Raw genomic sequence first — 12,161 nt, forward strand, 5'->3', positions numbered from 1 at the left:
TTTATTTAGATATTAGATGTTAGACGTCAGATGTTAGACGTCAAGCATTATTTGAAAATTTATTTTTTATTCAGTTTTAAGTCTGAAATCTGATGTCTTGTATCTGGAGTCTTATCCAATTACTCCAAGTAAATCTCCTTCCTTAACGATTAAGAAATCTTTTCCGTCTAATTTTAATTCAGAACCTGAATATTTACCATAAAGAACTTTGTCACCTACCTGAACAGTTGTAGGCTCATCTTTTTTACCTGGACCTACTGCTACTACAGTACCTTCCTGCGGCTTTTCCTTCGCAGTGTCCGGAATAATAATACCTGAAGCTGTTTTAGTTTCTGCAGCGATAGGCTCGATAAGAACTCTGTCTGCTAATGGTTTAAAGTTTACTGACATAATATATTTTATTTTTTAATTAATTCTCCATTATAATTCTCTAAATGTATGCCATGAGGTCCCTGTGGATGAAATGGCAGAGTTTTAATTTCAAGTGTGAAAATTTGGCAGAAAAATGAAAAAAGTAAAGCCGGAAACTTCCGGCTTTTGTATTTAACTCTAATAATTCGTTGAATTAAGGGCAGTGCTGTCCAGGCCCGATCCATAAAGTACATTTTCCCTGATCGTCGCGCTCGCAACAAACAAGTCTTGCCGCACCACCCATAATGGATTTTTGCGCGTCTCTGCTTAATGATTTAGCATTTTTCATAGATTAATATTTAATTTGTTTTACAGTCCTGAACATTTAATGTCAATCAGGATTTTTGACGATTTGGTGTGGTAAGTGTCCATCAAAGATAAAAAAAATATCATTACATAATACACCGTGTGTAGATTTATTATTGATGTTTGTGTGATGATAATCAACCGTTTAATGATTGCTTTGCAGTAGGGGAGTGCGGAGGTTTTGTAAATAGGATTACCCTTTAAAAAAGAAAAAGTTTACTATAACAGTAAACTTTAGAGATTTTTATTTGATGGTTTCCAGTGTCATTTTTCTTCCGCCGAGGTCCATATCCTGTTTCAGTATTTTTCGGGTTTCGGTATCAATATAATAGGTGACGAATGTTGTTTTATCTCTGATATCATCCGTTGTTTTTACAGCCCAGACTTTTTTACCGTCATAATCGGTTTTCTTCACTTCCAGAATATAGGCTTTTATAAGTCCTTGTTTTGCATCCGGATTATAATCGAAAATGGAAAGGTCAGCGGTATAATTTTCTTTAAGCGGAGAAAACCGGATCATCATAGGATAACTGCTGCTGTCGAAATAATTCGCTGCCGGAATATCTATACTGTGTTTTTCCTGAGATTTTTTGTTGAGATAATATCCAGTTACTTTCGTTTTACCTGATTTGAGTACCATATCTCTCATCATATTAAAAGAAGAGTGATAAACCGGTTCGAAACTGGCTGTTTTTACAATGGTAGAATCCGTCCACTTGGCATCAGGTGCCTGCTTTAGCTTTACGGTGGTTCTGATGAGAAGATCCGTTTTGTTTAATTTTTTAAGCTCGGTAATGATGCTTCCTATTTCTGTTTTTGTGCCTGCATTGTCGGCATACCATATGGCTTCCGAGGTTTCATCTTTGATCAGTTTGGAATCAATACTGCTGTTGGCTGGGGTAAGCAGTTTCTGTGAAAATAAATGAGTGCTGCTTACTAATAAAAGGATAAGAAATGTTCTCATGATTTTTTTTAATAATAAGTGTTACTCATTTTCAAAAAGTTACAGCTTTACTATTCTCTTTGAGGTTCGGGAGAAATGCTTTTCTGCTCCATTGAAAATATCACGCTCGTGATCTTCCATTCATTTTTAATTTTCACCAGTCCCCAGGATTCTTTTCCCCATAAACCTTTCTTTCCGCCCGCCCAAAAACTGAAATCAAAGGTTACTGAAGCTATGTTGCCGTCGGTATCAATATTCACATTGGAAAATTTTTCTTCTTTCACGGATCCTTTGGTGGTGCTTCTGAACCAGGATTTATAATCTGCTAATTTATGATCTGAAGATTTGGGATCTTTTTCAATTCTTTTCTGCTGGGTTTTATCCTTATAAACGCCGACCCATGTTACCGGTCCGTCATAAAATAAACGGTAAAGACTGGTGCTGTCTTTGGCTTTTAAGCTGGACATAAAAGTATTCAGTACTTTACGGAGTTCAGCCTGATCTTTTTCGGTTCCTGATTGAATTTGCGAATACGTCAGGTTAAATCCTAAAAGAAAGATACTGAGCATTAGAAGTATATTTTTCATAATTTTCTGTTGAGTTTGGATGAAACCAAATTACAAAAAAGCAGAAAGAGAATGTAAAAATATTGAGTATTAACATTTTAAAATAATATTTGAAATATTTTAAAATGTTTCAGCTTGGGATTTATCAGCTAAATGATTCTTTGAAGCCTGATTTATTTTCGAGATCACCGCCCCGGAAATCGCAATACTGATGAAGTTGGTCACGGATCTCGCCTCATTCATAAAACGGTCTACGCTGTAAAGAAGGGCAATGTCAGTTAATGGAATTTTCCCAAATCGGTTTAACGTAAAAATTAAAGCTAAAAATCCTGAACCGGGAACTCCCGATGCCGTTTTCGAAGTCACGGAAATAATAACGAAAAGCCAGAGATAATCACTGACGGTTAATGAAATGTTATAAAACTGAATGAGAAAGCAGCAAGTCACAGAAATGTAAATACACGCCCCGGAAAGATTAAAATTATAACCCAAAGGAATCACAAACCTTAAAATTTTTCTGCTGTACCCTTCGGACTCCATTTTTTCAAAGATCAGCGGGAAAGCTGTTTTGGAGGAAGATGTGGTGATTACGAGGATAATTTCTTCCTTTAAGTCAAGCAAAAATTTCCACAACTGGATTTTGAACAGGTACGCGACAATCCCCAGAATTCCAAAGATAAAGACGATATCAGCCAGATAAACCGTTGCAACCACTTTACTAAGCGGAAGAAGTGTAGTGATCCCGTAAACTGCAACTCCATAGGCAATATTGCAGAAAATAATGACCGGAAGGATAATGTAGAGGTATTTAATGACCGTATAAAAAAGCTTAAGACCTCTGTCCAAGATGTTCAGAAATTTTTCTCTTGCTCCGGAAAGATTCATGAAAATCCCTGCTACAATGGAGATAATTAGAAAAATCCCGTGCCTGTTTAGATAAAGGTTTCCGGATAAAGTGCTGTCGTTGATTTCAAATGTTTTGGGAAGAGATCTGCTGATCTTCGCCGTGTCAATTCCCGTATCAGCACCAGGTTTTACAGCAAATCCGAATATAAATCCTAAAATTATAGCGACCGAACTGATGATCAGAAAATACAGAACAGTCTTCCAAACGATGCTGCTTGCATTTCTGATTCCCGACAGCTGGCAGATTCCATACATGATCGCCATAAAGATAATCGGAAGGATCAGCATTTCCAGAACCATAAAGAAATACCGGCTCACAATACCCAGCTGAATACTTGCCTCAGGCGCATAATGTCCCGTAAGCACTCCACCGAGAATGGCGGCAAATACATATAAGGTGAGATTTTTTAAATATCTTCCTGTGAATGTTTTTTGGGTGTCAAAAAGGTTCATCTGAATAAAATATACTGTCCGTACAAAGATCTGTTGTTTTTTTTACATCTCAAATAGAATAATGGGGTAGGGAAGCTTGAGGCTGGAAGATGGAAGTTATTTAAAGTCGGAAATAACAGCTTTCAGCCGGGTTTCTATTGATTTTTAAATCCTGTTTATTAATCTTTAAAATTTACCATTAATTTTAAAACTGTGTCCCATATTAACTTCCATCCTCCCTCTTCCAGCTTCCAATCTTTAGATTAAATCACTCCAAGAATCAATGCCGCGATCAACATGACAATTGAAGATCCCAATGCCCATTTCAGCGTATATTTCAAATGGTCTGAAAATTCTACACCAGCCAGCGATACCAATAAATAAGTAGACGGAACCAGCGGGCTCAAAAGATGTGAACCCTGTCCGATAAGGCTCGCTCTTCCCAGAATTTCCGGAGAAATACCCAGCTGATGGCCCGTAGCAACGATAATCGGGAGTATTCCAAAATAATAAGCATCATTGGAAAGGAAAAAAGTCAGCGGAATACTGAAAGCAGCCGTCACAATATTCAGGTAACCGCCCCAGCTTTTCGGAACAATTTCAATCATACTGTTTCCCATTGCCTGCATGATGCCGGAACCATTCAGAATCCCGGTGAAAATTCCTGCTCCGAAGATCATTCCCGCTACAGATAAGGCATTGCCCGCATGTTTGGAAATAATTTTCTGCTGGTCTTTTAATTTAGGATAATTAATAATGGAAGCGATACAGAAAGCAATCATAAAGGCAATTCCCAGCGGAACAAGGTCCAGAATCATCACCACCAAAAGAGTGATAGTAAGAGCCAGATTAATCAGGATCAACTTGGGACGTCTAAGTTTAAGATCTACTTCCCCGATGATATCATTTGTGTTATAATTGGTGAATTTTCCATGCTTGGCAATTCTTATTTTTTCTCTTCTTCCTAAAATATAGGCCACAAATATCACCCAAAGAATACCGATGGCCATAATTGGGATCATGGGAACAAAAATTTCTGTGTGTCCCAGTTTCAGGGAACTCATCACTCTTGCTGTGGGACCGCCCCAAGGAAGGATATTCATGATTTGTCCTGCCAGCATAATGATGCAGGTAAGAATCAACGGATTCATGCCCTGTTTTTTATAAAGCGGAAGCATCGCAGCTACGACAATTAAATAAGTGGAAGAACCGTCACCATCCAGGGAAACCAGGGCGGTAAGAACAGCTGTTCCTATCGTTGTTTTAACGGGATTGTCCCCAACTGTTTTTAAAATGATATTGACCAAAGGCTCAAAAAGTCCCGTATCGATCATTAAACTGAAATACAGGATGGCGAAGATCAGCATAACGCCGGTGAGGGCTATTTCTTTAACCCCGTTTTTCATCATTTCTCCCAGTTCAGGACCAAACCCTGCAAAGAGAGCTACGGTTACAGGGACGATGACCAATGCCGTAAGCGGAGTCATTTTTTTGTTCATGATCAGAACCATGAAGATCAGAATCATGACGAATCCAAGGAATGTAAGCATAGATGATTTGATTTATAGTTATTTATTTTTGTTTTTCTTTCTCCAGTCGAAACTGTTTCTGTAGCCGATGTAGCCATAATTACTCGTAGATCCGGTCTCCAGCTGATTGATGAAAGCGACTTCAATGGCTGAATTTTTTCCGACTTTAATTCCAAGTCCGGCCGTTAAACGGTTACTGTCAAACGGGTCTTCCTTCACCACATTCATTCGCAGTTCATTTTTCAGAATGCCGTACAGTTTTTCTTTTTCTCCCTTTCTGTTAAAAGGAATTCTCAGGGAAATCAGATAGCGGAGCCTGACGATGAACTCATCCGGATTGCTGATGAAACGCTCTTCCACGCGGAAACGGTGCGAGACGGAAGTTCTGCCGATATTGCCTCCCAATGTCACTTGCTGGAAAGGTCTTTTCTCATAGCGTTCTTTCTTTGAATTGTCAGTTTTATAGGAATCCAGAACCAGAAACATGAATCCGGCAGCGGGTTTCACTTCATTGGCCACTTCATAATCTACATAGGCAGAAACGAGGAAAAGCCTCGTATCATACGCGAGGTCAAAAGAACGGTACTGAGAAAGGGCAGTCAGTGTACTTTTGTCGGTGAGTCTTGCGGACATCAGATACTGGAACCACATATTGTAGTTGTCGCGGCTTTGCGCGTTGGCGAGCCGGATCATTCCCAGCAGCAAAATGATGATTAATCTGAATTTAATTTTCATGTAATATTGAGTTAATATCCTGATGTCTCAAATATATTTATAAGAACCAGCCGCAGATTTATTTTTCAATCAATGACAGTTTTTATCAGTGAACTGCACGATGGGGTAAAAAAGATGGTATATTTGAAAGATTGAAATTTGGATTTTTTAGATGTTTTTAATTATAAATATTGTATTTATATTACTGGTTTTCAGGATTTTGTTTAATGCAAAAGTTTTGAAAAGGCTGATGGAATATCATTGGGGATTTTTGCTGAAGTTTCAGCATATTTTCTTCTTTTTGGTCTTCACGATGATCACTTTTTTTACTGAAAACTACTTTTTGGACGTTCCGGAACTTATCTGGAGTGTTTTGTCGGTCATTATTTTTAATGTCGGAATTTACAGTCTGGTCTATTTTTATCTGGTCCCGGAATTCTATCTTTCCAATAAATATCCCGAGTTCATTCTTTATGCGCTGATCAGTTTTCTGGTCTCGAGCCTTTTCAGAATTTTGTTGCAGCCCGCAGTATTTCATATGAATTTTAATGAAACCCTTTCCAATACCAAATTCCTCTACAACGTCTATACGGCGCAGGGAATTGTCATATTGGTGGCTTCATTTTTAGGCATTACAAAGGATAAATTTCTTATCGAACAGGATTTTAAAGATCTGGGTGAAGAAAAAGACCAGCTCTACTTAGACTTGCTTAAATCTAAAATGAATCCCCATTTTCTGCTGAATACGCTTAATAATATTTACTCTAAAAGTTTCCAGCCCTCAGAAAATACGTCAGAATCTATATTGCAGCTCAGTAAACTGCTTCAGTATGTGATTTATGATACCAGCAAGGAAAAGATTTCTATGGCACAGGAATTTTCATCCATTAAATCTCTGGCAGGCTTGTATCAGTTAAAGTATAATAAAGAGCTGAATATCCGTTTTAGTATTGCAGATGAAGAAACTTTGGAATTAATAGATATTCCGCCTTCTGTTTGTCTTACCTTATTTGAAAATGCGTTGAAGCATTCTGCGGTGGGAATAGAGGCGGAGACCTATATCAATGTCAGCTATAAAATACAGGATCAGGAACTTTTGTTTGAGATCGAAAATTCTGTATCAAAGAAAAAAAATCTTGTCGGAAATATGAATGACAGCGGCTTAGGAAATGAAGCGGTCATCAATATTCTGGAAAAAAATTATGCGGGAAAATATACTTTTATATCTGAGCCTGCAGACCATAACAACTATCAGACTATTTTAAAAATTAAACTGTAATGGCTAATCTGACGATTGTAAGTGTAGATGATGAATACCCGGCGCTCCAGCTGATCCAGAAATACTGCGGGCAGATGGAAGATGTAGATCTGCTGAAGGTTTTTCAGGACCCGGAAGAAGCATTGGAATATCTTAAACAGAATCCGGTAGATCTGGTGATTCTGGATATCAATATGCCCTACATCAATGGAATTGAGCTCCTGCATCAGCTTCCTTACAAACCATTGTGCATATTCCTCACACTGGAAACTCAGTATGCGGTGAAAGCTTTTGAATTGGATGTTGTCCATTATCTTGTAAAACCTGTCGATTTTGAAACGTTCAGAAAGGCGATCAATAAAGCAAAAGATTTCCTGCAGTTCAAAAATTCTACGGAACAGCAGAAGAAAGAAGATTTTATCATGTTCAAATCCAATTACGTGATGCACAAAGTTCTTTTGGACGATGTACGGTGGGTACAGGGATTCGGGGAATATATCATTCTGGTGACGCATCTGAAAAAGTACATGATTCTTGAAAGGATGTCCAATTTTGAAGAGAAATTTCAAAACCTGGGGTTTATCAGAATTCACAAATCCTATATCGTTCTTTCTTCTCATATCAGCTCGTATGATACGGCGAATGTGTATCTCAAAGATGGAGAAAAACTTCCGTTGGGGAGAACGTATAAAAATTCTTTAAAGGCTTATTTGAATTAATTTTTTTCGTTTAAAAATCTCCCGCAAATTCCACGGATTCCGCAGATTTCTTTTGAATGGAGCTCCAGAAGATTCAATAGGACCGGGCTTTAGCCCGCTTGGCTCCCGAAAAATAAATGGATTATGGAGTTTTTTCAATATAAGATTAAAAAATTCAATAGGGGTGGGCTTAGCCCACCTAATATATAATGACAATCAAAATTGGCTTTAGCCAAATCATAAATCCGTTACATTAATCAAAAGAAAAAAAGTTGTCTCAAATTTGAAACAACCTTTATAGTTTTTATGATTTCTTTCCGCCGGCCTGCATCGGGTTTACTTTTCCGTTGGCGCCACCTCTTACCGGGCCACCTCCCTGTTTCTGTTTAAACAATTGGAATTTTGAAACCTGAGTATCTGTGCCATTGCTACTCCATAAGTTATTGGAAGTATCAATGTCCGCAGTTTCTCTCATTGGGTCCAGTTGGATAGACTTGATCTTTTTGTCAAAATAATAAGTCTTTGAAACCTTCTGTTCATTCTGTCTCCAGATCTGTGCAGAGGATTTGTCGTAGAGTTTAGATCCGTCTTCGAAAGTGAATTCAAGGATGATTGGCATTACAAGCCCGCCTTTATTCACAAAATCGATCTGGTAGCCTGTAAGGTTTTTGAACTTCTCTTTATCCTTCGCATCCAGAGGTTGACCGGCTTCCGTATTTACCGTATATTCCTTTTCGGTGTCAAATTTCTCCTGACCTCTGTCATATCGGTAATAAAAATCCTGGAGTTCTTTATCTTTATCTACATAGAACGTGATGTTCTTATCTTCTTTATTTCTGATTTTAGAAATATCTTCAAAAGCATTCTGAAGTGGCTTTTCCACTTTATACTTTATTTCTTTGGCTTCTTTTGGAGGCGTATTGAGATCCGGAACTGCTACAGTTACTTTATCAATGGCGATATCTACAGGATCTGTTCCGTAGAACCATCCTCTCCAGAACCAGTCAAGATCCTCACCGCTGGCATCTTCCATCGTACGGAAGAAATCTGCAGGTTCAGGGTGTTTGAAGGCCCATCTTTTAGCGTAAGTTTTAAAAGCTTTGTCAAAAAGTTCTCTTCCCATAATGGTTTCACGAAGGATATTCAATCCGGTAGCCGGCTTTGAGTAGGCATTTGGGCCAAACTGAATAATGTTTTCAGAATTACTCATAATTGGCTCCAACTGATCTTTCGGAAGCTTCATATAATCAGTAATCGTCCATGCCGGACCTCTTTTAGAAGGGAATTTATTATCCCATTTTTCTTCCGTAAGATATTCCGTGAAGGTATTCAAACCTTCATCCATCCAGCTCCACTGTCTTTCGTCAGAGTTGATGATCATCGGAAAGAAATTATGTCCAACTTCGTGGATCACCACGCCGATCATTCCGTTTTTGGTTCCTTCAGAATACGTTCCGTCTTTTTCAGTTCTTCCGAAGTTGAAACAGATCATCGGGTATTCCATTCCATTGGCTGCTTCTACAGACTGTGCGACAGGATATGGATAAGGAATTGTGAATTCAGAATACGTTTTAATCGTATGAGCAACTGCTTTTGTTGAATATTTTCTATACAATCCGTAAGCTTCTTTTGGATAGAAACTCATCGCCATTACTTTATTGTTGTTTTCAGGAATCGTAACACGCATTCCGTCCCAGACAAATTTTCTGGATGAGGTCCATGCGAAATCTCTTACATCATTAGCTTCAAAATTCCATGTTTTTCTCTGTTTTGAATGATTTTTTTCTGCTTTTTTGGCTTCATCCAGCGTTACAATTTCAATCGGTTCAGCAGCACTTTCAGCCTTTCGGTATCTGGCCATTTGATCTGATGTTAAAACCTGATCATAGTTTTTACATTCACCGGTTCCGCCTATGATGTGATCTGCAGGAACATTCATCGAAACTTTAAAATTTCCGAATACCAAAGCAAATTCGCCACGACCCGTGAACTGGTGATTCTGCCACCCGTGAAAATCACTGTATACACACATTCTCGGATACCACTGCGTCAGGGTGTACAGGTCATTGCCATCTTCAGCGAAATTTTCATAACCGCCGCGGCCGCCCATTTTTATTCTGTTCGGGATATTATAGTTCCAGTCTACTTTGAAGACCAGTTTTTCACCTTTCTTTAAAACCTTCGGTAAATCAATACGCATCATCGTCTTGTTGACCGTATATTTCAGTGGGTTTCCTGAAGCATCCGTTACCTTTTCCAGATTCACGCCATAGCCGTTGTCTTTTTCCGGAAGTTCGGTAACTTTAAGCTGTTGATCATTGGAAGAAGCGGGAAGGGTAGATGGAAACTGAAAACCTGCATTTTTAACAGTGGACTGTTCATTTTCGTCCAGCTGAAGCCAGATATAATCCAGATCATCCGGAGAATTGTTATAATAGGTAATGGTTTCAGAACCTTTCAGATTTCTTTTGTCTTCGTCCAGGTAAGCTGTAATGTCATAGTCAGCTCTGTTCTGCCAATAGCCGTGGCCTGGAGATCCCGAAGCCGTTCTGTATATATTGGGAGTCGGGAGAATAGTTCCCAGCTGCTCGAATCTGTTTCCGTGATTGCTTCCAGGATTATTCTGGATATTTTGTGCGGTGAAACCTGTATAAGCGAATACAGAAAATGAAAGTAGAACTGTTTTTAGTTTCATTACCGAATTGATTTAATAATTACCAAAGATAATAATAAGTAGTTGAAAAATTGAAAATGTTTCAAAGTTAAAACGGAAGTCTTTCCAAAGTCATTTTTAGAGCCAGTGCAAATACTCCGGAAGATACAAACAGAACCCAGTCTTTTTTATTGACTTTAAAAATTTTCAGCAGAATAAATAAAAGGATAAGAATACCCAATACGATAACGATCTGTCCAAGTTCCAATCCGATATTAAATCCTAATAAAGGAACAGCGATACTTTGGCTTTTAGCGATCATGACCCTTGCTGTATTGGCGAAACCCATCCCATGAATCAATCCGAAGATCAGAGCGAGATAATAATTGGCCCGCATAAGCGTCTGCTTTTTATTTTTCATCAGAATATTATCCAGAGAAGTAATGACAATCGTAAGCGGAATTAAAAACTCTACCCAGGCCGAAGGAACACGGAACACATCAAGAATACTTAAAGCAAGCGTGATGGAATGTCCAATGGTAAAAGCTGTCACCAGCACCAGTATTTTTTTCCAGTCAGTGTAAGAATATACTGCGATCAGGGCAAGAACAAACAGTTGATGGTCCAGCGCATCCAGAGAAATAATATGTTCCCAGCCAAGCTTTAAATAGAATAAAAAATCCTGCATCATAACGTAAAAATATAATGCGTACGAAAATAATGATTAATTTCGAACAAATTTTAAATGTCAGAACTTATGAAGAATTTATGGCTGTTTCTGCTTCCCGTATTTTTTTTATTCTCTTTTTCAAAAGCGAAACACCCTTATCATGTAGGTTCTGTAGAAATTAATTATAATGCAAAATCAAAATCCTTTGAGATCACCGGTCGGTTTTTTCTGGATGACCTGGAAAACGGATTAGGAAAGAAATACGGAAGCTCTTTCCACTTTAATGATGAAAAATATAAAGCTAAGCTCAATGAGGCTTTGGAAAAGTACTGTGTTGAGTATTTTAAATTAAAGGCAGATGGAAAGTTCTTAAAAATAAACTACGTAGGCTATGAAGAAGACAGCGAGTCAGTGAATGTCTTTCTGGAGTCTGAAACCGTGACCAGTCCTAAAAAACTGGAAGCCGCCGTAAGTTTTCTCTATAATCTTTTTGATGACCAGATCAATATTGTTCACATGATTGTAAATGGTGATCGGAAAAGTGAGAAGCTTACGTATCCAAACCGTTACCTGTATCGCCAGTTTTAGCTCTCCTTTTTCCTCATTTTCTTTTATGAATCATTTCAAATTTTAAATAAATATTAAATCACTAAGTATTGATTAATATTTTTATATTGTCTCTCTTTTAAAATTATTTTTAATAATTAATTAATAATAAATAGTGTTTTTTAGTATTAATAATTAATGTATAAATATTATTTTATTAATTAACGTTTATAATATTTGTTTTTTCTTTAAAATAAATTATATTTGTGTAGATCTAGTTGTGTTTAATTTATTTTTATTAAATCACTTTTTTAAGTAAAAATTTAATCAAAATTGTAATTTGACTACTGCTTGTGAAAACATATAAGTTTAATGTTTTAATAATATACTAAAACAACTCATATGAATAAAACAAACTTATTTTGTATTTGATTTTTAAAGTAAGTTGTCGGGTTTACTGTCTAGGTAGGTATTGCAACCCTCAATGCAATATTTGGATTTGACAGGGCAACACAACATAAAAAATTAA

11 protein-coding genes are annotated in these 12,161 nt (G+C 37.4%); 3 read left to right on the forward strand and 8 right to left on the reverse strand.

Annotated features, from left to right (window positions below; translation table 11 throughout):
* Positions 1-111: 111 nt before the first annotated feature.
* The 6 genes from groES to BUA72_RS01540 all read right to left on the reverse strand — a co-directional run bounded on the left by groES (position 112) and on the right by BUA72_RS01540 (position 5,828).
* A complete protein-coding gene (groES, locus tag BUA72_RS01515; protein WP_034723531.1) occupies positions 112-390 on the reverse strand; it encodes a co-chaperone GroES in 279 nt (92 codons plus the stop codon).
* Between the two features lie 571 nt (positions 391-961).
* Positions 962-1,681: a DUF3108 domain-containing protein gene (locus BUA72_RS01520; protein WP_072921522.1), complete on the reverse strand. Its 720-nt coding sequence runs from the start codon at positions 1,679-1,681 to the stop codon at positions 962-964.
* 50 nt (positions 1,682-1,731) lie between these two features.
* On the reverse strand, positions 1,732-2,247 hold the full coding sequence (locus BUA72_RS01525; protein WP_072921524.1) for a hypothetical protein: 516 nt from the start codon (positions 2,245-2,247) through the stop codon (positions 1,732-1,734).
* A gap of 99 nt (positions 2,248-2,346) precedes the next feature.
* A complete protein-coding gene (locus BUA72_RS01530) occupies positions 2,347-3,585 on the reverse strand; it encodes a cation:dicarboxylate symporter family transporter (RefSeq protein WP_072921525.1) in 1,239 nt (412 codons plus the stop codon).
* Positions 3,586-3,827: 242 nt separating this feature from the next.
* On the reverse strand, positions 3,828-5,114 hold the full coding sequence (locus BUA72_RS01535) for a CitMHS family transporter (RefSeq protein WP_034723535.1): 1,287 nt from the start codon (positions 5,112-5,114) through the stop codon (positions 3,828-3,830).
* An 18-nt stretch (positions 5,115-5,132) separates the two neighbouring features.
* Positions 5,133-5,828, reverse strand: coding sequence for a DUF2490 domain-containing protein (locus tag BUA72_RS01540; RefSeq protein WP_072921526.1), 696 nt, complete (start codon positions 5,826-5,828; stop codon positions 5,133-5,135).
* A gap of 151 nt (positions 5,829-5,979) precedes the next feature.
* Between BUA72_RS01540 and BUA72_RS01545 the strand changes: the two genes are divergently transcribed.
* A complete protein-coding gene (locus BUA72_RS01545; protein ID WP_228407825.1) occupies positions 5,980-7,086 on the forward strand; it encodes a sensor histidine kinase in 1,107 nt (368 codons plus the stop codon).
* The gene (locus BUA72_RS01550; protein ID WP_034723538.1) at positions 7,086-7,784 is read left to right on the forward strand and encodes a LytR/AlgR family response regulator transcription factor; all 699 of its coding nucleotides are present in this window, start codon (positions 7,086-7,088) and stop codon (positions 7,782-7,784) included. Before BUA72_RS01545 ends, BUA72_RS01550 begins: the two co-directional genes overlap by 1 nt.
* Positions 7,785-8,067: 283 nt before the next feature.
* On the opposite strand, the gene BUA72_RS01555 is transcribed toward BUA72_RS01550, so the two are convergent.
* A complete protein-coding gene (locus BUA72_RS01555) occupies positions 8,068-10,458 on the reverse strand; it encodes a M1 family metallopeptidase (RefSeq protein ID WP_072921527.1) in 2,391 nt (796 codons plus the stop codon).
* A gap of 67 nt (positions 10,459-10,525) precedes the next feature.
* A complete protein-coding gene (locus BUA72_RS01560; RefSeq protein WP_047452444.1) occupies positions 10,526-11,104 on the reverse strand; it encodes a HupE/UreJ family protein in 579 nt (192 codons plus the stop codon).
* A 69-nt stretch (positions 11,105-11,173) separates the two neighbouring features.
* Between BUA72_RS01560 and BUA72_RS01565 the strand changes: the two genes are divergently transcribed.
* Positions 11,174-11,674, forward strand: a complete 501-nt coding sequence (locus tag BUA72_RS01565) for a DUF6702 family protein (protein WP_072922464.1) — start codon at positions 11,174-11,176, stop codon at positions 11,672-11,674.
* Positions 11,675-12,161 lie beyond the last annotated feature (487 nt).

Source organism: Chryseobacterium sp. OV279, assembly GCF_900128945.1.
In the GTDB taxonomy this organism is placed as follows: domain Bacteria; phylum Bacteroidota; class Bacteroidia; order Flavobacteriales; family Weeksellaceae; genus Chryseobacterium.